The sequence below is a fragment of the Candidatus Solirubrobacter pratensis genome, assembly GCF_000425945.1.
Taxonomy (GTDB): Bacteria; Actinomycetota; Thermoleophilia; order Solirubrobacterales; family Solirubrobacteraceae; genus Solirubrobacter; species Solirubrobacter pratensis.
Map to the genome: position 1 here is coordinate 128,055 of NZ_KE384481.1, position 22,823 is coordinate 150,877.

Consider the following 22,823-nt stretch of genomic DNA (forward strand, 5'->3'; position numbering starts at 1 on the left):
CTTGAGCGTTAGTCCACGCTGGAGCGATCGGGCCGCGTCAGGCGGCGCTTGCGCGGGCCGCGTGAGCGGCGGCGCGCTGCCGGGCGAGGTCGGCGACGCCGATCTGGCCCCGGACCAGCGCGGGGATCTGCTCCGCCTGCACCGGCGGCGAGTAGTGGAAGCCCTGGGCCATGTCGCAGCCGATCGCGGCGAGGACGGACGCGGAGGCCGCCGACTCGACGCCCTCGGCGACGACGCGCAGGCCGAGCGCGCGGCCGAGGGCGGCCGTCGACGCGACGATCGCGCGGTCGGCCGGGTCGCGGTCCATCGCCATGACGAAGGACTTGTCGATCTTGAGCTCGTGCACGGGCAGCCGCTTGAGGTGCTCCAGCGACGAGTAGCCGGTACCGAAGTCGTCCAGCGCCAGCCCGACGCCCATCTCCTGCAGGTCGCGCAGCACCTCGCCGGCCCGCTGGGGATCGTGCAGCAGCAAGCTCTCGGTGACCTCCAGCGTCAGCACCGACGGCTCCAGCCCGTGCGCCGCCAGCAGCTCGCCGACCTGCGCAGGCGTGCGCAGGTCGAGCAGGTTCTGGACCGCGAGGTTGACCGCGACGCACAGGTCGAGTCCGTCGTCGCGCCAGCGCTTGAGGTCCCCGAGGGCGGTCCGGAGCACGTGCAGCGTCAGCGGCCGCATCAACGCCGTGTGCTCGGCGTGCGGGAGGAACGCGCCCGGCCCGCGCAGGCCGTGCACCGGGTGCTGCCAGCGCACGAGCGCCTCGACGCCGGCGACGCGGCCCGACTCGAGCTCGACCTTCGGCTGGTAATGGAGGATGAGCTCGTCGCGCTCCAGGGCGCGCCGCAACTCGGCCATCAGCGCCAGCCGCTCGCGCGAGTGGCGGTCGCGGCCGGGGTCGTAGGCCTGGAAGCCGGTGCGCGCCTGCTTGGCCTGGTACATCGCGACGTCGGCGCGCTGCAGCAGGCACTCGGCGTCCGCGCCGTGCTCGGGGAACAGCGCGGCGCCGATGCTCGCGTCCATCACGACCTCGAGGCCGTCGATCTCGAACGGGTCCTGGAGGGCTGCGCCGACGCGGCGGCCGATCTCCGCCGCCCGCGCCAGGCCGGCGCCGGGCAGCAGCAGCGCGAACTCGTCGCCCCCGAGCCGCGCGACCAGCCCGGCGTCGGCGACCGCCTCGGTCAGCCGCGTGCCGAGCTGCTCGAGCAGCAGGTCGCCCGCGTGGTGGCCGAGCGTGTCGTTGAGCTCCTTGAAGCGGTCGAGGTCGACCATCGCGACCGCGAGCCGCTCCTCGTCCTCGACCGCCGCCCGCAGGCGGTCGTTGAACAGGCGCCGGTTGGGCAGCCCCGTCAGCTCGTCGGTGACCGCCTGGTGGCGGGAGGCCAGCAGCAGCTGGTTCTCGCGGAACGTCAGCGCGACGCGCGCCATCAGCACGAGGAGGGTCGCCGCGGCCAGCCAGACCGCCAGGTCGCCGCCGTCGTGGAAGTGGTCGAGCACGAGCACGCCCAGCGCGGCGGTGCCTACGACGGCCGGCGTGACGAGCATCCGCAGCCCGGCGAGGCGCGCCACGCGCGGCGGGGTCGGCGGGCACCACGCGGCCGCGGCGATCGCGACCAGCGACAGGATGCCGATCGGCCGCACCCACGGCGAGACGGCGCCGTTGGCGATCTCCGCCCATGCGTGGATCGTCCCCGAGACCACGCGCAGCAGGAACCCGGCGCCGAGCAGCAGCCATGCGCGGCCGATCGGCCGGCCGCGCAGCGCGAGCGCGACGACCACGAGGATCGAGAGCAGCAGGTGCCCGAGCGGGAAGCTGAGGGTGAGCAGCGCCGGCGCTCCGCCGCCGACCGCCTCACGGACCGGCTCGCCCAGCACCTGCGCGACGAGCGCCGCGGCGCCGAGCGTCCCGATCGCGCCGTCGAGCCACAGCCCGGCGCTGAGGCGGCCGATCCGCGCGTGCGCCAGCCACAGGCCGGCCGCGAGGACGAGCGGGAAGTACGCGAGGTACAGCCCGTCGGCGAGGGAGGGGAAGTGCGGAAGGTGCCCGGCGCTGCGTGCCTGGCCGCTGATCGAGCCGCCGGCGCCCGTCAGGGCGACGGCGAGGCCGAGCAGCATCCACACGACGCGGTCCTGCGGGCGCCGTATGACGCGCAGGAAGATCGCCCCGGTCGAGCCGAAGACCAGCACGGCGTGCAGGAGCCGGGTCGGGACCGCGGAGTGGAGCCCGAGGGCCGGCACGGCGAGCTCCGCCGCGGCCATCGCGGCGAGAATCGACAGAAGGACTCGTGACGCGGGCGCGCTCACGTCCCTCCGATCGGCATTCCGGCCGGTTGCTTTACGGAATGGACAGTTGTACGGCGGCGTCAGTCGACGATCGCGCGCAGCTGGCGCACCGCCAGCGTGAGCCCCGCAAGGTCCGGGTCGCCCTCGCGCGCGAGCGAGCGCAGGAACGCGTTCAGCCGCGAGACGCGGTCGGCGCGCTCCTCGAGGAAGCGCTCGACGTCGCCGTCCGCCTCCGCCAGCACGGCGCCGGCGATCTCCCGCCGCACCTGGTTGGCGTCCTCGCGCACGGCCTGCAGCGCCCAGCGCTGCATCCGCGACGTCGCCGGGATGCGCTCGAGCTCGGCCTGCATCCAGTCGAGCCGCAGCTGCTCGCCGACCGCGAAGAACGCGCGCGCGACCTCCTCGATCGGCCGGCCGGTCGCGCCGGAGACGACGATCATGTCCGGCGCGTAGACGAGCTCCGGCCCGACGGCGTGCTCGCGCGCGAGCGGCTCCGGCACGCCCTGGCCGAGCAGCCGCTCGACGACCTGCTCGCGCCGGCGCCGGTGATCGTCGGTCCCCAGCTCGCCGATGATCGCCGCGAGCCGCTCGAAGCCCTCGCGCCCCGCGGCGACCTCGTGCCGGATCTCGCCGTCGGAGTTCAGGTACCAGCGCGTCGTCGTCTCCACGAGCGAATCGAGCCCGCCCATCAGCTCCAGCTGGGCCGCGCGATCCGCGCCCTCGAGCTGCTCGACGCGCTCCCAGTGCGCATCCGCGCCGGTCACCTCGCGGGCGATCCGGAACGCGCGCACGATCTCCGCCGGCCGCACCCCGCGCTCCCCGACCAGCTGCGAGATGAACGTCGGGCCGAGCGAGTTGACGACCGCGTTGGAGTTGACCATGCAGATCAGCTCGCGCCGCAGCGGGTGCTCGGACAGCAGGTGCCCGAAGCGCTCGACCACCGCGGGCGGGAAGTAGTCGCGCAGGTCGCGCTCCAGCCACGGCTCGTCGATGAAGTCCGACGTCTCGAGGGCGCGCGCCAGCAGCCGCTTGCCGTAGGCGACCAGCAGCGCGAGCTCCGGCCGCTCCATCCCGCGCCCCGCGCGCCGGCGCTCGCCGATCTCCTCCGCCGTCGGGAGGTCCTCGGCCGCGCGATCGAAGATCCCGTACTCCTCGAGCATCGCCATCAGGTCCTCGTAGGCGAACAGGCGGCTCGCCGAGCGATCGACCTCCTGGGCGATGATCTGCGCCTGTAGGAACGAGTCGTAGAGGACGTGGGCGACGACGTCGTCGGTCACCTCGACAAGCAGGTCGTCGCGCTGCTCGCGCGTGAGCTCGCCGCGCCGCTCGGCCAGGCCGAGCAGGATCTTCAGGTTGACCTCGTGGTCGGAGCAGTCGACGCCGGCCGAGTTGTCGATGAAGTCGGCGTTGATGCGGCCGCCGCGGACGCTGTACTCGACGCGCGCGCGGCGCGTGAAGCCGAGGTTCCCGCCCTCCCCCACGACCTTCGCGCGCAGCTCGTTCGCGTTGACGCGGATGGCGTCCGACGAGCGGTCCGCGGCGTCGGCATCGCTCTCGGTGGAGGCCTTCACCACGGTCCCGATGCCGCCGTTCCACAGCAGGTCCACCTGCGCCCGCAGGATCGCGCGGATGACCTCGGTCGGCGCGAGGGCCTCGTCGGTGACCCCGAGCGCCTCGCGCGCCTGCGGCGAGAGGTGGATCGCCTTCGCCGTGCGCGGATAGACGCCGCCGCCCTCGGAGATCAGCTCGCGGTCGTAGTCGTCCCATGACGACGGGTGGGCGGGACTCATCTCGAACAGCCGCCGCCGCTCCGCGAACCCGGCCGCCGCGTCCGGATCCGGGTCGATGAAGATGTGCCGGTGGTCGTAGGCCGCGACGAGCCGGATCTTGTCCGAGAGCAGCATCCCGTTGCCGAACACGTCGCCCGACATGTCGCCGATGCCGACGACGGTGAACGGGTCCCGCTGCGTATCGACGCCCAGCTCGCGGAAATGGCGCTTGACCGACTCCCACGCGCCGCGCGCGGTGATGCCCAGCGCCTTGTGGTCGTAGCCGGCCGAGCCGCCGGAGGCGAACGCGTCGTCGAGCCAGAAGCCGTGCTCCTGCGAGACGCGGTTCGCGAGGTCCGAGAACGTCGCCGTGCCCTTGTCGGCCGCGACCACGAGGTAGGTGTCGTCCTCGTCGTGCACGCGCACGCGCTCCGGGTGGACGACCTCGCCGTCGACCAGGTTGTCCGTGACCGACAGGAGCGCGCGGATGTACGTCACGTACTGGCGCTCGACCTCGGCCTTGAGCGCATCGCGCCCCGCCGGCGGGCTCTTGAGATAGAAGCCGCCCTTGGCGCCCGCCGGCACGATCACGGCGTTCTTGGTCAGCTGCGCACGCATCAGGCCGTAGACCTCGGTGCGGTAGTCCTGGCGGTCCGACCAGCGCAGGCCGCCGCGCGCGATCTTCCCGCCGCGCAGGTGGATGCCCTCGACCTCCGACGAGTAGACGTAGATCTCCACCAGCGGGGCCGGCTGGGGCATCGCCGGGACCTCGGCCGAGCGGATCTTGAAGGCGAGCGCGTCCTTCTCCGCCACGTAGGTGTTCACGCGCAGCGTCGCGTCGATCACCGTCAGCTGGTTGCGCAGGATGCGGTCGTGGTCGAGCGAGGCGACGTCGTCGAGATCGGCCAGGATCTCGTCGCGCAGCTTCGTCTCGGCCTCCCCGTCGGGCTCCAACTCGGGGTCGAAGCGCAGCTGGAAGTAGCGCACGAGCTTGGCCGTGATGGCGGAGTTGGCCACCAGCACGTCGTTCTGGTAGCTCTCGGTGAAGCGCGAGCCGACGCGCTGGCGGTACTTGCGGTACGCGCGCAGCATCGCGACCTCGGGGCGGTTGAGCCCCGCCGTGATCACGAGCCGGTTGAGCGTGTCGGTCTCCGCCTCGCCCCGGTGGACCGCGGCCAGCATCTCCGCCACGCGGTTGCCGGAGGCCGCGAGGTCCAGCGGCGCGCCGTCGGGGCCGAGCACGCGGAACTCCTGCACCCACCGCTCGTCCTCGCCGACCAGGCGCGTGGAGATCTCCTCGATCACGCGCAGCCCGAGATCCTCGAGCATCGGCAGCACGCCGCCCAGCTCGACCTTCGGACCGCGCTTGTAGAGCGCCACGCGCGTCAGGCCGCCGAGCGGCTGCAGCGAGACCATGAAGTCCGACGACAGGTGCGACAGGAGCTCGACGTCGTAGGCCGCGGTCTCCGGCGTCGTATAGCCCTTGTAGTGGTCGGGGAGCTGCGGCAGGCAGGCCTCGGAGAGCATCCGCCCGCGCGCCGGGCCGTAGCGCTCGGTCAGCACGTCACGCAGCTCGTCGTCCCACGTGCGCGCCAGCTCGAGCACCTCGCGCTCGAGCTCGCGGTTGTCGAGCTCCGGCAGGCCGCCGGGGCGGTGCACGAGGAAGTGCACGCGCGCGCGGGCGCCCTCGTCGAGCACGTGCTGGGACTCGACGCTGTCGGTCCCGAAGCGCTGCCGGAACAGCTCACGGATGCGTTCCACCAGCGCCGCCTCGTAGCGGTCGCGCGGGAGCGCGAGCACGAACGAGGCGCTGCGCCCGTCGTGGGAGCGGCGCCCGAGCAGGCGGATGCGGTCGGTGCCCTCGAGCGCGAGCAGCGCGACGACGCCGCGGCGCAGGTCCTCGACCGGCGCGGCGAACAGCTCGTCCTTCGGGAACGTGTCGAACAGCGCGACGGCGCCCTTGTAGTCGTGCGAGCCCTCGATCAGGTCCTCGGCCTCGAGCACGCGGCGCAGCTTGCGGTGCAGCACCGGCGTCTGCGACGCCGGCTCGGTGTAGGCCTTGGTCGTGAACAGGCCGAGCAGCCGCGACTCGCCGGCCATCTCGCCGTCCGGCGTCACGCGCCGCACGCCGACGTAGTCCATCCGCTCAGGACGGTGCACGGGCGCGATCGCGTTGGCCTTGTCGACGATCAGCAGGTCGCCCGTGGTGGCGCGCCTGCGCACCGCCTCGGGTAAGGACGAGAGCGCGACCGGCTTGGCGTAGGCGGAATGCTCCTCGTCGGCCAGGATGCCGAGGCCGGAGCCCGGGATCACGCGGTACGCGTCGTCCTTGAGCTCGTATTCGCGCGCCCCGAGCAGCACGAAGTTGCCGCGCAGCAGCCAGGCGAGGAAGTCGACCGCCTCACGGACCTCGTCTGAGTCGTAGCGCGCGCCGCCGTTGCGCGCGAGCGCGATCATCGACTCGACCCGCTGCGTCATCGCGCCGAAGTCGCTGACGACGTTGCGGACCGCCGTCAGCACGCCGCAGACCGCGTCCTCGAGCGCCTTGAGCTGCTCCTCCTCCAGGCGGCGCTGGAGATCGAAGTGCATGACCGACTCGCGGTGGATCGCGTTGCGGGCGTGGCGGACGCCGGCGATCCTCCCGTCCTCGCGCGTGATCCCGACGATCGGGTGCACGAGCCTCACGACGCGCTCATGGCGCTCCTCGAGCGCCGCGCTGACGGAGTCCACGAGGAACGGCCAGTCGTCGGTGTTGGTCTCCAGCACCGAGCCGAGCGGCTCGTATCCGTCGCGCTCGCGGGTCGGGTTGAAGGCGCGCACCGCGATCGGCCTGCGCCCGCGCGCCGAGCTGAACTCGAAGACGCTGATGACCTCGGCCGCGAGGTCCTCCGGCTTGATCCCGTCCGTTCCGTCTGCCGCGAGCCGGCGGACATAGGCCTCGGCGAATGCGCGCACGACCGCGCCCTCACCGTCCGGCGCCCGCTGCTCCACCAGCCGGAGCAGCGCCTCGCTCGCCTTGCCTGAGCCGGCCTCGGTCTCCTGCGCGAGGCTCATATCGGCCATCATTTCACCACGGCGGCGACGCCGTCGGATCGAGCCCGTGCGGCGGCCTGTGCCGGCTCGCCCGCGCCGGGTGCGGCGAGGGCGAGCGCGGCGAGGGCGATGCGCACTAGTCGACGAGCCGGGCCTTCAGGGCCTTGAACTGGAACCGGATCGCCGACGGCAGGTCGTCGCCGAACCGCGCGAGGTGCGCCTGCGTCTGCTCGAGCTCGGCGCGCGCCTCGTCGAGGTCCACACGCAGCGCGGCCTCGATGCGCTCCGGATCCAGCCCGCCGATCTCGAGCGCGCCGGCGGCCGGGACGAGGCCGATCGGGGTCTCGCGCGCCTCCGCCTCGTCATCGCAGCGGCGGAAGATCCACGCGAGCACGCGCGAGTTCTCGCCGTAGCCGGGCCACAGGAACTTGCCCTCGGAGTCCTTGCGGAACCAGTTGACGTGGAAGACGCGCGGGAGCCGGAGGTCCTTGCGCTTGCCGAGCTCCAACCAGTGCGCGAAGTAGTCGGCCATGTTGTAGCCGCAGAACGGCAGCATCGCGAACGGGTCGAAGCGCAACTCGCCGACCGTGCCGGCCGCCGCCGCCGTCTTCTCCGAGCTCATCGTGGCGCCGAGGAAGACGGCGTGCTCCCAGTCGAACGCCTCGCGCACGAGCGGCACGCCGGTCGAGCGGCGGCCGCCGAGCAGGAACGCGTCGATCGGCACGCCGGCCGGGTCCTCCCAGTCGTCGGAGATCGACGGGCACTGTGCCGCGGCGACCGTGAAGCGGGCGTTCGGGTGCGCGGCAGGCACGTCGGACTCCGGTGTCCAGTCGTTGCCCTTCCAGTCGATCAGGTGCGCCGGCGTCTCGCCGGTCAGCCCCTCCCACCAGATGTCGCCGTCGTCGGTCTTCGCGCAGTTGGTGAAGATCGTGTTCCGGCGGATCGTGTCGACCGCGTTCGGGTTCGTCGTCGCGCTCGTGTTCGGCGCCACGCCGAAGAACCCGGCCTCGGGGTTGACGGCGTACAGCCGCCCGTCCTCCCCCACCTTCATCCACGCGATGTCGTCGCCGACGGTCTCGACCGTCCAGTCCTCGAGCGTCGGCACGAGCATCGCCAGGTTGGTCTTGCCGCAGGCGCTCGGGAACGCGCCGGCGATGTGCTTGACCGTGCCCTCCGGCGAGGTGAGCTTGAGGATCAGCATGTGCTCGGCGAGCCAGCCCTCGTCGTGCGCGATCACCGACGCGATGCGCAGCGCGAAGCACTTCTTCCCGAGCAGCGCGTTGCCGCCGTAGCCCGAGCCGAAGGACCAGATCTCGCGCGTCTCGGGGAAGTGGACGATGTACTTCTCCTCGTTGCACGGCCATGCGGAGCTCGTCTCGCCCTCGGCCAGTGGAGCGCCGACCGTGTGCAGGCAGGGCACGAAGTCCCCGCTGTCGCCCAGCACCTCCAGCGCGCCCTTGCCCATGCGGGTCATGATCCGCATCGACACCGCGACGTAGGCGGAGTCCGTCAGCTGCACGCCGATCTCGGAGATCGGCGAGCCGAGCGGGCCCATCGAGAACGGCACGACGTAGAGCGTGCGGCCGCGCATCGAGCCCTTGAACTTCTCGTGCAGGAGGTCGCGCATCTCGGCCGGGTCGCGCCAGTTGTTGGTCGGCCCGGCGTCGTGCTCCTGGAGCGAGCAGATGAACGTCCGGTCCTCGACGCGCGCGACGTCGCCCGGGTCGCTGCGCGCGAGGTAGGAGTTCGGGCGCTTGGCGTCCGACAGGCGCTCGAACGTGCCCGCGTCCACGAGCTCTTGGCACAGGGCGTCGTACTCCTCGGCTGATCCGTCGCACCAGTGGACGGAGTCCGGCTCCGTCAGCGCTGCGACCTGCTCGACCCAGGCGACGAGCCTGCGGTGCTTCGTGGGAACGGGCGTTTCAATCGTCACGGGGCGACTCGACCTCTCTTGCCTTTTTCCGTCAGTGGAGGTTTGCCAGATAGGAACAAACCGGGGCGCCGGATGGATGGCCGGGGCAGTCGGAAGCGCCGGAGACGACTGCCGACGCGCCAAAACGACCATCCATCACCTCCGTAAGGGTATGCCTTCCCGTGGCAAACCGCTACCGCCAACTGAACTTTTGGCCCGGCCGGGTTTTGCCAGTGACGTACAAACTCAGGCGACGTTTCGCTTCGGCACAAGCACGAGCCGCTTGAACTCGGCGACCAGGACGCCGTCCTGGTTGAGGACGCGCGTGTGCACCTTGACCGTTCCCCGGTCCGGCTTGGAGCGCGACTCGCGCACCTCCAGCACCTCGGTCTCGGCGAACAGCGTGTCGCCGTGGAACACCGGCGCCGGATGGCTGAGCTCCTCCGTCGCGAGGTTCGCGATCGCCTTGCCGGAGATGTCGGAGACGCTCATCCCGAGCGCGAGGCTGTAGACGTACGGACCGACGACCACGTTGCGCCCCTGCTGGGAACCCGCGGCGTAGACGTCGTTGATGTGCAGCGGGTGGTGATTCATCGTCAGCAGGCAGAACAGGTGGTCGTCGTACTCCGTGACCGTCTTCGCGGGCCAGTGCTTGTAGACGGCGCCGGCCTCGAACTCCTCGAAGTAGCGGCCGTAGGGATGCGCGCCCGAGGCTTCGCGGGCGGACTGATCGGTGTCGACGGGAGTCATGGAGCGCCATGATGCCCGTGATGCGCAACCCTCGCTCCCACTTCAAGCCGCTCGCCATCGGGGCGCCCGAGCCCGTGCGCGAGATCCCCGTGACGCCGATGCGGATGATCCACTTCTTCGATCCGTCGAACGAGAAGCTGGTGGGCCGGCTGCCGGAAATGGCTGCTCAGGCGGACATCCTGCTGGGAAACCTGGAGGACGCGATCCCGGCCGATCGCAAGGAGGCGGCGCGCGCCGGACTGGTGCGGGCGGCGCGCGAGACCGACCTCGGCGGCACGCCGCTGTGGACGCGCGTGAACTCGCTCGAGAGCCCGTGGGTGCTCGACGACTTGGTGACGTTGGTCACAGAGGCCGGCGACAAGCTCGACGTCGTGATGGTCCCGAAGGTCGAGGGCGCGTGGGACATCCACTACGTCGACCGGCTGCTCGCCCAGCTCGAGGCGCGCGCCGGGCTGGAGCGCCCGATCCTCGTGCACGCGATCCTCGAGACGGCGCAGGGCGTGGCGAACGTCGAGGAGATCGCCACCGCGTCGCCGCGAATGCAGGGCATCTCGCTCGGCCCGGCCGACCTCGCGGCATCGCGGCGGATGAAGACGACGCGTGTCGGCGGCGGCCACCCGGGCTACCGCGTCGTGGCGGATCCCGATGGGGACGCCGCGCGTCCGTCCTTCCAGCAGGACCTCTGGCACTACACGATCGGCCGCATGGTCGATGCCTGCGCGGCCGCCGGGATCTTCCCGTTCTACGGCCCGTTCGGCGACATCAAGGACGTCGAGGGCTGCGAGGCGCAGTTCCGCGCCGCGTACCTGATGGGCTGCGTCGGGGCGTGGTCGCTGCACCCGGTCCAGATCGGGATCGCCAAGAAGGTCTTCTCGCCCGACCCCGAGGAGGTCGCGTTCGCCAAGAAGGTGCTCGAGGCGATCCCGGACGGCCGCGGCGTGCACATGATCGACGGCAAGATGCAGGACGACGCGACGTGGAAGCAGTCGAAGGTCATGGTCGACCTCGCCGAGCTGCTCGCGCGCAAAGACCCGGAGCTGGCCGAGGCGTACGGGCTGTAACGCGGCGGCGGCGCCGCGTCATGTCACGGTCGTGAGAAGCGACGCCGACCTGCTCGCGGCGGCCCGGACGGATGCCGGTGCGTTCCGCGAGCTCTATGACCGCTACGCGGACCGCGTGCTCGGGTACCACCTGCGCCGCAGCCGCGACGACGACGCCGCGCACGAGCTGACCGCCGAGACGTTCGCCCAGGCATGGCTCGTCAGGGCCCGCTTCCGCGACGAGTGCGGCGGCTCGGCCGGCCCGTGGCTGTTCGGGATCGCCCGCAACGTGCTGCTCGCCTCGGTGCGGCGCCGCACGCTCGAGGCGAGCGCCCGCGAGCGGCTCGGGATGCCGGCCGCGCCGGTCGCCGAGCCGGACGAGTCGTGGCTGGACGGCCTCGACGAGGCGCTCCACGAGCTGCCCGAGTCGCAGCGCGAGGCGATCCGCCTGCGCGTGCTGGACGACCTCGAGTACGCGGACGTCGCGTCCGCGCTCGGCACCACTCCCGCCGCCGCCCGCGTGCGCGTGCACCGCGGGCTTTCGACCCTTCGCGCCCGACTTGGGAAGGACACCGCCAGATGACCGACCGCCTGATCCTGATCGGCGACGAGCTCGAGCGCGCCGCCCGGAAGGACCTCGCCGCCATGCGCCGCTCCACGCGCCGGCGCCGCGTCCTCGGCGGCGCCGCCGCGATCGCGATCCTCGTGCCCGGCGCGGCGCTCGCCGCCGGCCTGCTCTCGACCGGGGACGTCGAACGCTCGCTCCCCGCCGGCACGCGCTTCCTGGTGGGTACGACCCCGCGCTGCGAGGTCGTCGAGGAAGGCGTCTCCTACCACTGCACGATCGAGGGCGAGTTCCAGTCGGAGATCGCCGACCTGAAGGGCACGCTCGAGCCGACCGTCGACGCGACCAAGCACGTCAACGGCGGCTGCCGCTCCCTGCGCTCGGACGGCACCGAATGGAACTGCTACATCGGCCGCGCGGCGGTGGACCAGAAGATCATCGGCGCCGGGTTCCTCGGCGAGTACGCGCCGTCCCCGGGCGTGGGCTAGCAGCGGACGGTCAGCAGCAGCGGTGCGAGCCGGGCTCGAGCGCGGCTCGCATCGTCTCGGCGGCAAGGTCGCCGAGCGGCCACAGGAGCTCGCGCGCGGCGGCCAGCGGCAAGCGGTCCTCGTCGCGCATCCACTCGGCCTCGTCGCGGCTCTCCACGAACTGGGTGAGCGCGTTGCGGTACGCGGACAGGCGCGCGGGGCGGAGCACGACGGTGCTCACGCCAGAGCGGCTCGCGAGGTCGGACAGCTCGTCGGCCAGCGCGGTCAGCTCGCGCAGCTCCAGCACGTCGTCGACCGACATGCTCACGGTGCGGAAGCGCTCCGACGACACGGCGCGGACCGCGTGCGCCGAGGCCGCGATCTCCTCGTCCCCGAGGTCGAACAGCGCCAGCACGACGGGCTCGCCATCAAGACCCTGCGTGATGTCGATGCGAGCGTGGAGCATTGGCACGGCACACGGTATCGGCAGCGGCTAAGCCGGGCCTGAATCCTGCCTACCCAGTGGTGGGGTTCCTCGCACATACCCTCCGTGCCGATGCAACTCGTCCCGCTCTCCCACGAGCACCTCGGGCCGATGGCCGAGGTCGCCGAAGACCCCGCCGTACTGCGCTTCACGCGCTTCCCCGACCCTCCGGAGCACGACTTCCTCCCCGGTTGGCTCGCCCGTTACCAGCGGGGGCGCGCCGACGGCACGTGCGCCGGCTTCGCCGCGATCGGCGACGCCGGAGAGTTCCTGGGCGTCGGGCTCGCGCCGCAGATCGATCGTGCCGCCCGCGAGCTGGAGCTCGGCTATCTCGTCGCGCCCGCCGCCCGCGGCCGCGGCATCGCCACCTGGATCGTGCGCGAGCTGACGCGCTGGGCGTTCGAGGAGGTCGGCGCCCTGCGCGCGACGCTGCTGATCGACGTCGACAACATCCCGTCCCAGCGCGTCGCCGAGCGCTGCGGCTACACGCGCGAGGGTGTGCTGCGCTCGACCTACCTCAAGGGCGACCGGCGCATCGACACCGCGGTGTACGCGCGCCTTCCGAACGAAGGTTCGCCGGAAGATGCGGGCTGAACGCGCCGCCGGCCGTTGACCGGGCCGGCGGGCGCGGCGTACGGTCTTCCTAGACGCGGAACCGAGCCGCAGAGAGCGAGGCCAGGGGATTGAAAGGCCCGCCGCTCTGAAGCCAGGCGAGCCTCCTTGCGGGGCGCGCCGGCGGAGAGCATCCCAAGCGGCCCGGTCCCGCGTCCTTTTCGTCCTCGAGGGTCGCGGCGCCCGAGCGACCCATCGGTTGAGCAGCGGGCATAATGCCCGGCGATGGAGGCGTCCGCCGCCACCGGGCCGGCGCTCGGGACGACCCGTCCGCGAGTTGCCGTGCGCATGCTCGCGATCGCGTCCGACGAGCGGCTGGTCGCCGCCGTCCGGGGAGGCTCCGAGCGCGCCTTCGAGGCGATCTTCGATCGCTACCAGCGCGGCCTGCTGGGGTTCTGCCGGCACATGCTCGGCTCGGTCGAGGAGGCTGAGGACGCCGTCCAGCACGTGTTCCTCGCCGCCTATCGCGACCTGACGGCGTCCGAGCGCGCCGTCGACCTGCGCCCGTGGCTGTACGCGATCGCGCGCAACCGCTGTCTCACGGTGTTGCGGGCGCGGCGCGACCGGCCCGCCGAGCTGCCCGCCGACGCGGCCACGGATCACCTGTCCGCCGAGGTCCAGCGCCGCCACGACGTGCGCGAGCTGCTGGAGGACGTGGCGAAGCTCCCCGAGGAGCAGCGCGCCGCCCTCGTGCTCGCCGAGCTCGCGACGATGCCGCACGCCGAGATCGCCGCCGTGCTGGGCTGCCCGCGCGAGAAGGTCAAGGCGCTCGTGTTCCAGGCGCGCAGCTCGCTCATCGCCACGCGCGCGGGACGCGAGACGCCGTGCAGCGAGATCCAGCGCCAGCTTGCGACCGAGCGCGGCGGAGCCCTGCGGCGGACCGTGCTCCGCCGCCACCTGCGCGACTGCGCCGCCTGCCGCGAGTTCCGCTCCGCGCTGCGCCGCCGGCGGCGTCTGCTCGGCGTCGCGCTGCCCGTCGCTCCCTCCGCGGCCCTGAAGGGCGGCGCTCTCGCCGCGCTGCTCGGCGGCGAGACGCTCGCGGGCGGCGGCGCGACGGCCCTGGTGGCGAAGGCGCTGACGGTCGCCGCGGTGGCGGGAGCCGGAAGCGCGACGGCGATCGAGGTCCGCGATCACGCTCCGCCGCCGCCGCGCGTCGCGGCGAACCTGCCGGCGCGCGCCGCCGCCGCACCGAGCGCGACGCCCGCCGCGCTGAGCGTGAGCGCCCGCCGCTGGATCACCGCGCCGCGCGCCGGGGTGAGGCCGGCGCCGTCGCACGGCGAGCGCGCGACGGCGGCGCCCCGTGAGCGGCGCGCCGGTCGCCGCGCTGACCCGCAGGTCAGCGTCGCGCAGCCGGCGGCCGGACCGGAGCGGGCGGTCCCGACGCCGGGCAAGCGCGCTTCCCACGGCGCCGCGACGGCTCGGCGGCCGCGACCCGAGGCCGCCGGTGCAGTGAATTCGCGGAAGCCTGCGGCACCGGCGCCTTCGCGCACGCACGCGCCAACGGGGAAGCCGCCCTCGCGCACGCATCCGCCGGCCCGCGCCCGGCTTCCCCGGACGCCGCCGCCGGCCGCCAAGCCGCGCACGCGCACCGAGCGGCCGGCCCACGCCCCGGTTCCACGGACGCCGCCGCACACCGCGAAGCCGCCCGAGCGCACCGAGCCGCCGCCGGCCGCCTCCCCCGACGCCGGGACGCCGCCGCCGCGAACCGGGGCCCCGGCGCGCCGCGGCGCCTCACGCTGACGCGGGGCGCGGCCCCCCACGGCCGCGCCCCGCCATCGGCCTCCTCCCTCGGCTCAGCGCCGAGTGACCGGGGCCTTGCGGCCCTGACCGGGGTCACCGTCGCCGCTGCCGTGGTCCCCGCCGCTCTTCCCGTGGTCGCCGCTCTTGCCCCCGGGGTTCACGTGATCGTGGCCCTTGCCCTCCGGCTTGCCGCCGTTGGCGCGCGACCTGCCGTCGCCGCCCTTGGGCCGCTTCTTCTTCGTCGTCAGCTGCGCACACGCGACGAGCCGATCGGGCTCGCCGGATGCGCTCCGCGTGAACACGCCGACGTAGTACTCGACGTCGCGCTTGACGGTGAACCCGCGCGCGCGGGCCCAGGAGTTGGCCACGCCCTTGCGGCTCGTGACGAGCAGCCCGGACCGGTGGTAACGCCAGCCGGGCACGTCGGTCCCGGCCGGCGCGCCCGCCTCGCACGCGGTCGCGGAGGACTGCAGGCGGAAGACGTACTTCGCTCGCGATCCGAGCTTGCGCACGTGCACGCTCAGCTGGTCGTTGCGCCGTCCGTCGACGAGCTGCGCCTTGCCGAACGTGTCGCTCGTGTACGACCCGTCCGCGCCGACGAGCTTGAACGTGGCCTTGTAGACCTTGGCGCGCGGCTTGGCGCTTGCGGCGGCCGGCGTGACCGCGACCGCCGCAACGGCCGCGAGTGCTGCAACCTTCTTCATACAGGGCACAACGCCATCCGCGGCGCATGGTTGGAGAGTTGTGCGCGCGGGGTGGACTATCGTTGACGGCGATGCCGCTGCCCAAGGGCCTGGCGCGCTTCAACCGCAAGGTCACGAACCCGATCCTGCGCCACCTCGCCGTCCGCGCGCCCGGCTTCGCGGTCGTCCATCACACGGGCCGCCGCTCCGGAACGCCGCGCACGACCCCCGTGAACCTGTTCCGCGATGAAGACCGCTACGTGATCGCGCTGACCTACGGCCGCGACAGCCAGTGGGTCAAGAACGTGCTCGCCGCCGGGGGCTTCGAGGCCGTCACGCGCGGCCGGACGGTGCACCTGGCCCGCCCGGAGATCGTGCACGACCCCACCCGCTCGCTCGTCCCCGTCCCGGTGCGGGTGCCGCTGGCCGCGGCCGGCGTCGAGGACTTCCTCGTCGCCTACAGCGCCCGGCCGGACTCCGGATCGAAGTAGCGCAGCCCCTCGGGCACGAGCCCGAACTCGATCCGCTCCCCCACCTCGGCGGCCGCGCGGCCCTCCTCGAACACGACCAGCCGGGAGTCCGCGACGTCGACGCCCAGGAACGTCTCGCGCCCCAGCGCCTCGACGTAGGCGACCGTCCCGTGCAGCGGGCCGAGCAGCCCGTGCCGCCACCGGCGCGCGTGCTCGGGCCGGACGCCGATCGCCGCGTCGGTCCGCGGCAGGCCGAGCGAGGCGGCGGCGCGCGGCTCGAGGAAGCTCATCGCCGGGCTGCCGATGAAGCCGGCCACGAAGCGGTTCGCCGGCCGCTCGTAGAGCGCCTCCGGCGTGCCGACCTGCTCCAGGACGCCGTCGTTCATGACCGCGATCCGGTCGCCCATCGTCATCGCCTCGACCTGGTCGTGCGTGACGTAGACCGTCGTCGTGCGCACCTGCAGCTGGAGGCGGCGGATCTCACCGCGCGTCTGCGTGCGCAGCTTGGCGTCGAGGTTCGACAGCGGCTCGTCCATCAGGAAGACCTGCGGCTCGCGCACGAGCGCGCGGCCCAGCGCGACCCGCTGCGCCTGCCCGCCCGAGAGCTGCCCCGGCTTGCGCTGCAGCAGCGACCCGATGTCGAGCACCTGCGCGGCCTCCCCCACGCGCCGCTCGATCTCCGTGCGCGGCACCTTGCGCCGCCGCAGCCCGAACGCGAGGTTGTCGAACACCGTCATCTGCGGGTACAGCGCGTAGTCCTGGAAGACCATCGCGATGTCGCGCTCGCGCGGCGCGACGCGATTGACCACGCGCCCGCCGATCGACACGTCGCCGGCGGTCACCGACTCCAGCCCCGCGAGCATCCGCAGCGCCGTCGTCTTGCCCGACCCGGACGGCCCGACGAGCACCATGAACTCGCCGTCGGCGATCTCCAGAGACAGCTCGCGCACCGCCTCGACCGCGCCGAAGCGCTTCCACACCGCGTCGAAGACCACCTGAGCCATCAGCCCTTCACCGCCCCGCTGAGCATCCCGCGGATGAAGTGCCGCTGGAGGAACACGTACACGACCACGACCGGCAGCGCCACGATCACGGCGCCCGCCGCCAGCAGCGTCAGATCCGCCTGGTTGCGGCCCTGGAAGAAGCTCAGGCCCAGAGGGGCGGTGCGGAGATTCTCGTCGGAGACCATCACCAGCGCCAGCAGGAACTCGTTCCAGGTCCACATGAACAGCAGCACCGTCATCGTCAGCACGGCCGGCCGCGCCAGCGGCAGCAACACGCGCCACAGCGTGAACCACGAGGACGCGCCGTCGATCCGCGCCGCCTCCACGAGCGAGCGCGGGACGCCGCGGAAGAACGCCCGCATCCAGAACGTCCCGAACGCGACCGACGCGCCCATCTGCGGCAGGATCAGCGCCCAGTAGGTGTCGGTCAGGTTCATGTCGCGCAGGTCGTAGTAGAGCGGCACGATGACGGCCTCGATCGGGATCGTCAGGCCGAAGAGGAAGACGTAGAAGAGCGCCTGCGAGCCGCGGAAGCGCATCAGCCCGAACGCGTAGCCGGACAGGATCGAGAGGAAGCCGGCACTGACCACGACGGCGACCGCGACGATCACGGACGAGCGCAGATAGGAGCCGAAGTGGCCCTCCTCCCACGCGGTCTTGAAGTTGCCGAGGTGGATGCCGTCGAAGCTGCCGAACGACGCGCCCCCGCTCGGATCCTGCACCGCGGTCGCGAGGATGCCGACGATCGGCGCCAGCGCCAGCAGCGTGAAGAGGCCGAGGACGGCGTAGGTGACCGTCTGCTCGTTGCGGCTCGTCACCGGTCCACCACCCGGTTGATGACCAGCGTGATCGCGAAGATCAGCAGCGCCAGCGAGATCCCGATCGCCGCCGCCGAGCCGACCTTGCCGGTCTGGAACGCGCGGTCGTAGACCTGGTAGGCGGGCACCGAAGTCGCGTTGCCGGGACCGCCCTTGGTCGTGATGTAGACGAGGTCGAAGTTGCGCAGCGCGTAGACCGTCGTCAGCGTCAGCGTGACCGCGATCTCCCCGCGCAGCGCCGGCAGGGTGACCGCGAAGAACTCGCGCACGGGCCCGGCGCCGTCGACCCGCGCGGCGTCGAACAGGCTCTGCGGGATCTTCTGCACGCCGGCGGTCAGCAGCACCATCGCGAGGCCGAAGTACACCCACGTCCCGACCAGGCCGACCGACGGCAGCGCCCAGCCGAAGTCGCCGAGCCATGCCTTGCCGTCGATCCCCACCACGCCCAGCAGCTTGTTCAGCGCGCCGCTGGACGGGTCGTAGATCATCCGCCACATGACCGCGACGACGACCATCGCGATCACCTGCGGCAGGAACAGGATCGTCCGGAACAGCGCCTGCCCGCGCACGCGCCCGCGCGCCAGCAGGCCCGCGAGCAGCAGCCCGATGAGCAGCGGCAGCCCCGCGTAGAACAGCAGCAGGATCAGCGAGTGGCCGAACGCCGCCCGCAACGCGGGGTCCGAGATCACGTCGCGGTAGTTCCCGAGCCCCACCCACGTCCCGACCGTCAGCCCGTCCCACGCGAAGAACGAGATCCAGACCGCGTGCAGCAGCGGCAGCAGGACGAACAGGAAGAAGACCGCGAACGCGGGCAGCAGATAGAGGTAGCCGACCCGGCGCGGAGCGCCGGGCGGCAGCGTCAGCTCAGCGATCGTTCGCCCACTTGTCGAAGTCCTTCTGCACCCCCGTCGTGAACGCCTGCGGGCTGCTCTTGCCGTCGAGCAGCTCCTGGATCGCCGCCGAGACGTCGTCGAAGAACGTCGGCGTCGTGTAGTCGAGGTACGGGATCACGCCGTCGGCGTCGTTGAGCTTCTTCCAGGCGGCGGCGACGTCGGCCGAGACGCCGCCCTCCGGCACCGGCGCGCCTTTCATCGCCGGCAGGTTGTCCGTCTCGGTCAGCACCTTGGCCGCGTTGGCGTCGGTGATGAAGTCGATGTACGCGGCCGCGACGTCGGGGCTCTTGGACGCCGACGTGATCGCGAACGGGAGCGACTCACCGCCGAGCGAGACGGGGTGGCTCGGATCCTTGCCGGGCATCAGCGTGAAGCCGACCTTCTCGCCCATGCGGTCCGCGAGGTCCGCCGTGACCCACGTGCCCGCGATCAGGAACCGGCCCTTGCCCTTGGCGAAGCTCTGCCACGCCGGGTCGTATCCCGTCCCGTTGAACCCGGGCGTGAAGTAGCCCTTCTTGACCCAGTCGGTGATCTTCGCGGCGGCGTCGGTGAACTCCGGCGTGTCGAACCTCGCGCCGTCGCGCGCGAACACGAAGTCGCGGATCGCCTGCTTGTCGGCGACCTGGCCGAGCACGCTCTCGAAGTCGTGGATGCCGGGCCACTTGTCGAGGTTGCCGAACTGGATCGGGACGTCCTTCTGGGCCTTGGCGCCGGCGAGCTGGGACTCGAAGTCCGCGAGCGTCGCGGGCGGCGTCGAGACCTTGTCCTTGTTGTAGAAGACGCCGACGATCTCGCCCATCTGCGAGAGGCCGTAGAGGTCGCCGGAGCCGAACTGCTTGCCGTCGGACGAGAACCTGTTGAGGTCCAGCAGCAGCGGCGAGTAGCGGTCCTCCCACCCGTAGAGCTTCGCGTAGTCGGTCAGCGGGCGCAGCATCCCCGCCTTGACGAGCTCGCCCATGATCGGGCGCCCCTGGTTGGCCTCGACGACGTCCGGCGCCTTCGGGCCGGAGACCGCGAGCTTCAACGTCTTCTGGAGATCATCGAACGACTTCGACACGCGCTTGATCGTGACGTTCGGGTACTTCTGCTCGAACTGGAGGTTGAGCTGCTTCATCTGCTTGTTCTGGCCGCCGCGGACCTCCTGGTCCCAGACGGTCAGCGTGACCGGGCCGAGCTTGGCGATGTCCGGCTTGGCGTTCGCGGTCGCCGACGGCTTGGCCTTGCTCGCCGCGTCGTTGCCGCTGCCGGGCGACGCGCCGCAGCCCGCGGCGAGCGCCGCGGCCAGCAGGCCCGCGCCCAAGCGTGTGATGACCCTCACTGCTCCTCCTTCATCGCGGCTGACGGCTCTCGCACCGGCGACGTCAGCCCGTGTTCCACGCCCTCCTCCAAGAGCGCCTTCAAAGACACCGCGCCCGCCACGGCGGTCGCGACCCTGACCGAGAGCGCCGCATAGAGGACCGACCACCGCAGCCGCTCGGGCAGCGCCTCGCCCCAACGGTCCGCCCACGCGTAGGCGGCCGCGAACAGGTCCCCGGCACCCGTCGTGTCGACCGCCTCGACGGGCACGCCCTCGATGTGCACCGTCCCCTCCACCCCTGTGGCCAGCGCACCCCGCTCGGCCAAGGTCACGACCGCGACCGGCGCCATGCGTGCCAGCGCCTGCGCCGCGCGCTCGGGGTCGGCGAGCCCGGTCAGCATCTCCGCCTCGCGCTCGTTGACGAGCAGCGCGCGCACGTGCGAGAGCTCGGGAAGCGGGCGGCCCGACAGCGCGCGGGCGTCGACGTCCCCGACCGTGGCGTAGACGTGGGCGCCGGCCGGCGCGAGCCGCAGTCGCGGGATCGAGAGGACCACGGCACGCGGCGCGACGGCGGCGAGCTCGGCGGCGGTGACCTCCTCGCCCGGGTCGAACGTCGCCATCGCGCGGTCGCCGTCGGCCGGCATCACGACGGTGAGCGGCGTACGGGCGACGCGGCGGCCCGCGAAGCGGACGTGATCCTTGCGCAGCATCCCGAGAAGCAGCTCGCCGACCGGGTCGGTGCCGATCGGCGACACGAGCGCGCTGGAGAGGCCGAGCCGGGCGGCGCCGACCGCCGTGATCGCGCCGCCGCCGGGGGAACGCAGCAGGTCGTTGGCCAGCCGCTCCTCCCCCGGCCGTGGGACCCCCTCAAGGCCGGCGAAGGTGAGATCGAGGAACGCGGGCTCCGCGCAGGCGAGGTCCACTTTCACGACGTGAACGTCTCCTGCAGGGCGGGCAGGCGCGCGCGATAGCCGTCGAAGATCTCGCGCGCGGTGCTGACCGACGGCACCAGCGGGTGCAGCGCGAGCGCCTTGATCGCCAGCTCACGGGAGCCGAGCAGCGCCGCGTCGATCGTCGTGCGCTCGACGTCCTTCATCGTCTCGACCAGCGCGCGCGTGTGCGCGGACGCGCCGCCCATCGCCATCGGCACCGGGCCCGCGCGGCCGACGACGCACGGCACCTCGACGACCGCGCGCTCGTCGAGGAACGGCAGCGCCGAGCGGTTGGCGGTGTTGAGGATCAGGACCGCACGCGTATTGAGCGCGATCGCCTCGAGCACCGCCATCGCCTCGCTCTCGTAGCCGCCGTTCGCGTCCATCTCGTGATCGTGCTCGTCACCGGCGGCGTCGCGCGCCTCGGCCATGTACGTGCGCTCGCGATCGTGACGGGTCGCCCGCCAGGAGGCGAGGGCGTCGTCGCCCGCGCCGGCGTAGAAGGCGCGCTGCTGCTCGAGCAGGAAGGCGCCGCGCGAGTGCGCGCCGCGGCGGATCGCCCTGACCGTGTCGGCCGCGTAATAGAAGTAGTAGAGGTACTCGTTGGGGATCATCCCGAGCGAGCGCAGCCACTCGCCGCCGAACAGCCGCCCCTCCTCGAACCCGGCCAGCGCCGCGTCGTCGTCGAGCAGCCGGTCGAGCAGCTGGTTGCCGGCGCCGTCGCGCACGCCCTTGAGCCAGCCGAGGTGGTTGAGGCCGAAGTAGTCGAACCACAGGTCGGCGGGGTCGCGCCCGAGTGCGGCGGCGACGCGCCGGCACATACCCGACGGTGAATCGCAGATGCCGACCACGCGGTCGCCGATGACCTGCTGGACCGCCTCGGTCACCATCCCCGCCGGATTGGTGAAGTTGATCAGCCACGCCTCCGGCGCATGCCGGGCGATCGTCTCCGCGAGCCGGACCATGACCGGGATCGTGCGCAGCGCGAAGCAGATGCCGCCGGGACCCGTGGTCTCCTGGCCGAGCACCCCGAGCCCGAGCGGCACGTCCTCGTCGACCACGCGGCCTTCGAGCTGGCCGACGCGGATCGCGCAGAAGACGTAGTCCGCGCCCTCGACCGCGTCCACGAGATCGGTGGTGGTGCGGAACGGGAGGCGCACGCCGTGCTCGGCGGCCAGCCCGTCGAGCACGTGCCCGATGCGCTCCAGGCGCGCGGCGTCGATGTCGTGGAGCACGACCTCCTCGAGGCCGAGCCTTCCGGCCCTGGCGAGCAGCGCGCCGTAGACCAGCGGAACGCGGAATCCCCCGCCGCCGACGATGGTGAGCTTCATGCGATGGTGACCTCGATCGACGCGGCGGCCAGGGTGGTGCGGCTCGCCTGCGGAAGCGGCGCGTCGGTGACGATGTGGTCGAGCGACTCCGGCCCACACACCCGCACGACGCCGGTCATCGAGAACTTCGCCGCGTCGGCCAGCAGCACGACGCGCTCGCTGTTGGCGATCATGATCCGCTTGATCGGGACCTCGACCATGGTCGTGTCCCACACGCCGACCTCGGCGTCGACCGCGCTCGTGCCGAGGAAGGCGATGTCGGCGCGCAGCTGGCGCAGCGAGTCCTCCGCGACGACGCCGACCAGCGAGCGGTAGTTGCGGCGCACGATGCCGCCAGGCAGCACCAGCTCGATCTCCGGGTCGGGCAGCAGCTCCTCGAGCACCGCCAGGCTCGTCGTGACGACGGTCACGCGGCGGCCGTGCAGGTGGCGCGCGAGCTGCAGGGTCGAGGTGCCGATGTCGATCATCACGGTCTGGCCGTCGTCGACCATCGCGGCGGCCGCCGCGCCGATGCGGTCCTTGACGTCGAAGCGCTCGACCTCGACCTCGTGGAACGGCTCCTCCTTGCCGACGTCGACGGCGCCGCCGCGGACGCGCTCGAGCTTGCCGTCGCCGGCGAGCAGACGCAGGTCGCGCCGCACGGTCATCTCCGACACGCCGAAGCTGGCGGCCAGCTGGGCGACGTGCGCCTGGCCGCCGCGGACGGCGCGGAGGATCTCTTGGCGCCGCTGCGCAGGCAGCAGCGAGC

Annotated in this window: 19 protein-coding genes; 6 read left to right on the forward strand and 13 right to left on the reverse strand. The window is 72.4% G+C overall.

The window, feature by feature from the left end:
* Nucleotides 1-37: 37 nt before the first annotated feature.
* From H958_RS41390 to H958_RS41400, 4 genes are all read right to left on the reverse strand, one after another.
* A complete protein-coding gene (locus H958_RS41390) occupies nt 38-2,251 on the reverse strand; it encodes a putative bifunctional diguanylate cyclase/phosphodiesterase (protein ID WP_051325013.1) in 2,214 nt (737 codons plus the stop codon).
* A gap of 104 nt (nt 2,252-2,355) precedes the next feature.
* Nucleotides 2,356-7,098, reverse strand: a complete 4,743-nt coding sequence (locus H958_RS41395) for an NAD-glutamate dehydrogenase (RefSeq protein WP_037412337.1) — start codon at nt 7,096-7,098, stop codon at nt 2,356-2,358.
* Nucleotides 7,099-7,213: 115 nt separating this feature from the next.
* The gene (locus tag H958_RS0130175; protein WP_028061392.1) at nt 7,214-9,010 is read right to left on the reverse strand and encodes a phosphoenolpyruvate carboxykinase (GTP); all 1,797 of its coding nucleotides are present in this window, start codon (nt 9,008-9,010) and stop codon (nt 7,214-7,216) included.
* 225 nt (nt 9,011-9,235) lie between these two features.
* On the reverse strand, nt 9,236-9,739 hold the full coding sequence (locus H958_RS41400; RefSeq protein ID WP_037412083.1) for a MaoC family dehydratase: 504 nt from the start codon (nt 9,737-9,739) through the stop codon (nt 9,236-9,238).
* Between the two features lie 20 nt (nt 9,740-9,759).
* Here H958_RS41400 and H958_RS0130185 point away from each other — a divergent pair, with 20 nt between their 5' ends.
* From H958_RS0130185 to H958_RS0130195, 3 genes are read left to right on the forward strand one after another with little or no spacing between them, the layout of a single operon-like run.
* Nucleotides 9,760-10,800, forward strand: a complete 1,041-nt coding sequence (locus H958_RS0130185) for an HpcH/HpaI aldolase/citrate lyase family protein (protein WP_028061393.1) — start codon at nt 9,760-9,762, stop codon at nt 10,798-10,800.
* A gap of 31 nt (nt 10,801-10,831) precedes the next feature.
* Nucleotides 10,832-11,362, forward strand: coding sequence for an RNA polymerase sigma factor (locus H958_RS0130190; RefSeq protein ID WP_028061394.1), 531 nt, complete (start codon nt 10,832-10,834; stop codon nt 11,360-11,362).
* Nucleotides 11,359-11,832, forward strand: a complete 474-nt coding sequence (locus H958_RS0130195; RefSeq protein ID WP_028061395.1) for a hypothetical protein — start codon at nt 11,359-11,361, stop codon at nt 11,830-11,832. Before H958_RS0130190 ends, H958_RS0130195 begins: the two co-directional genes overlap by 4 nt.
* 10 nt (nt 11,833-11,842) lie before the next feature.
* On the opposite strand, the gene H958_RS0130200 is transcribed toward H958_RS0130195, so the two are convergent.
* A complete protein-coding gene (locus H958_RS0130200) occupies nt 11,843-12,277 on the reverse strand; it encodes a hypothetical protein (RefSeq protein WP_028061396.1) in 435 nt (144 codons plus the stop codon).
* 90 nt (nt 12,278-12,367) lie between these two features.
* Between H958_RS0130200 and H958_RS44380 the strand changes: the two genes are divergently transcribed.
* Together H958_RS44380 and H958_RS0130210 are read left to right on the forward strand one after the other, a co-directional pair.
* Complete coding sequence (locus tag H958_RS44380; RefSeq protein WP_051325015.1) at nt 12,368-12,889, forward strand: GNAT family N-acetyltransferase; 522 nt, start codon at nt 12,368-12,370, stop codon at nt 12,887-12,889.
* Between the two features lie 243 nt (nt 12,890-13,132).
* Nucleotides 13,133-14,647 (forward strand): sigma-70 family RNA polymerase sigma factor, encoded by a 1,515-nt coding sequence (locus H958_RS0130210; RefSeq protein WP_028061397.1) that lies wholly within the window; start codon nt 13,133-13,135, stop codon nt 14,645-14,647.
* A gap of 53 nt (nt 14,648-14,700) precedes the next feature.
* Here the strand turns inward: H958_RS0130210 and H958_RS0130215 are convergent, their stop codons facing one another.
* Nucleotides 14,701-15,351 carry a hypothetical protein gene (locus tag H958_RS0130215; protein WP_028061398.1) on the reverse strand — a complete coding sequence of 217 codons (651 nt, stop codon included), beginning with the start codon at nt 15,349-15,351 and terminating at the stop codon, nt 14,701-14,703.
* A gap of 71 nt (nt 15,352-15,422) precedes the next feature.
* On the opposite strand from H958_RS0130215, the gene H958_RS0130220 reads away from it, so the two are divergent.
* Nucleotides 15,423-15,821 (forward strand): nitroreductase family deazaflavin-dependent oxidoreductase, encoded by a 399-nt coding sequence (locus tag H958_RS0130220; protein ID WP_028061399.1) that lies wholly within the window; start codon nt 15,423-15,425, stop codon nt 15,819-15,821.
* Here H958_RS0130220 and H958_RS41410 read toward each other — a convergent pair.
* From H958_RS41410 to H958_RS0130255, 7 genes are read right to left on the reverse strand one after another with little or no spacing between them, the layout of a single operon-like run.
* Nucleotides 15,788-16,804 (reverse strand): ABC transporter ATP-binding protein, encoded by a 1,017-nt coding sequence (locus H958_RS41410; RefSeq protein ID WP_037412084.1) that lies wholly within the window; start codon nt 16,802-16,804, stop codon nt 15,788-15,790. The two genes, H958_RS0130220 and H958_RS41410, sit on opposite strands and share 34 nt — an antisense overlap.
* Nucleotides 16,804-17,622 carry a carbohydrate ABC transporter permease gene (locus tag H958_RS0130230; protein ID WP_028061400.1) on the reverse strand — a complete coding sequence of 273 codons (819 nt, stop codon included), beginning with the start codon at nt 17,620-17,622 and terminating at the stop codon, nt 16,804-16,806. Before H958_RS0130230 ends, H958_RS41410 begins: the two co-directional genes overlap by 1 nt.
* Nucleotides 17,619-18,485 carry a carbohydrate ABC transporter permease gene (locus H958_RS0130235; protein ID WP_028061401.1) on the reverse strand — a complete coding sequence of 289 codons (867 nt, stop codon included), beginning with the start codon at nt 18,483-18,485 and terminating at the stop codon, nt 17,619-17,621. The genes H958_RS0130230 and H958_RS0130235 overlap by 4 nt, the downstream gene beginning before the upstream one ends.
* Nucleotide 18,486: 1 nt before the next feature.
* Entirely contained in the window at nt 18,487-19,833 is a 1,347-nt protein-coding gene (locus H958_RS0130240) for an extracellular solute-binding protein (RefSeq protein ID WP_028061402.1), read from the reverse strand.
* Nucleotides 19,830-20,741 carry a carbohydrate kinase family protein gene (locus H958_RS0130245; RefSeq protein WP_081686437.1) on the reverse strand — a complete coding sequence of 304 codons (912 nt, stop codon included), beginning with the start codon at nt 20,739-20,741 and terminating at the stop codon, nt 19,830-19,832. Before H958_RS0130245 ends, H958_RS0130240 begins: the two co-directional genes overlap by 4 nt.
* The gene (locus tag H958_RS0130250) at nt 20,738-22,075 is read right to left on the reverse strand and encodes a family 4 glycosyl hydrolase (protein WP_028061404.1); all 1,338 of its coding nucleotides are present in this window, start codon (nt 22,073-22,075) and stop codon (nt 20,738-20,740) included. Before H958_RS0130250 ends, H958_RS0130245 begins: the two co-directional genes overlap by 4 nt.
* Nucleotides 22,072-22,818 (reverse strand): DeoR/GlpR family DNA-binding transcription regulator, encoded by a 747-nt coding sequence (locus tag H958_RS0130255; protein ID WP_028061405.1) that lies wholly within the window; start codon nt 22,816-22,818, stop codon nt 22,072-22,074. The genes H958_RS0130250 and H958_RS0130255 overlap by 4 nt, the downstream gene beginning before the upstream one ends.
* Nucleotides 22,819-22,823 lie beyond the last annotated feature (5 nt).

Bases quoted from the DNA above. Each gene is read 5' to 3' on its own strand.
- H958_RS0130220 (WP_028061399.1), top strand. From the start codon at position 15,423: ATGCCGCTGCCCAAGGGCCTGGCGCGCTTCAACCGCAAGGTCACGAAC.
- H958_RS0130185 (WP_028061393.1), top strand. From the start codon at position 9,760: ATGCGCAACCCTCGCTCCCACTTCAAGCCGCTCGCCATCGGGGCGCCC.
- H958_RS0130200 (WP_028061396.1), bottom strand. From the start codon at position 12,277: ATGCTCCACGCTCGCATCGACATCACGCAGGGTCTTGATGGCGAGCCC.
- H958_RS44380 (WP_051325015.1), top strand. From the start codon at position 12,368: ATGCAACTCGTCCCGCTCTCCCACGAGCACCTCGGGCCGATGGCCGAG.
- H958_RS0130250 (WP_028061404.1), bottom strand. From the start codon at position 22,075: ATGAAGCTCACCATCGTCGGCGGCGGGGGATTCCGCGTTCCGCTGGTC.
- H958_RS41410 (WP_037412084.1), bottom strand. From the start codon at position 16,804: ATGGCTCAGGTGGTCTTCGACGCGGTGTGGAAGCGCTTCGGCGCGGTC.
- H958_RS0130215 (WP_028061398.1), bottom strand. From the start codon at position 15,351: ATGAAGAAGGTTGCAGCACTCGCGGCCGTTGCGGCGGTCGCGGTCACG.
- H958_RS41395 (WP_037412337.1), bottom strand. From the start codon at position 7,098: ATGAGCCTCGCGCAGGAGACCGAGGCCGGCTCAGGCAAGGCGAGCGAG.
- H958_RS0130210 (WP_028061397.1), top strand. From the start codon at position 13,133: ATGGAGGCGTCCGCCGCCACCGGGCCGGCGCTCGGGACGACCCGTCCG.
- H958_RS0130195 (WP_028061395.1), top strand. From the start codon at position 11,359: ATGACCGACCGCCTGATCCTGATCGGCGACGAGCTCGAGCGCGCCGCC.
- H958_RS41390 (WP_051325013.1), bottom strand. From the start codon at position 2,251: ATGGCCGCGGCGGAGCTCGCCGTGCCGGCCCTCGGGCTCCACTCCGCG.
- H958_RS41400 (WP_037412083.1), bottom strand. From the start codon at position 9,739: ATGACTCCCGTCGACACCGATCAGTCCGCCCGCGAAGCCTCGGGCGCG.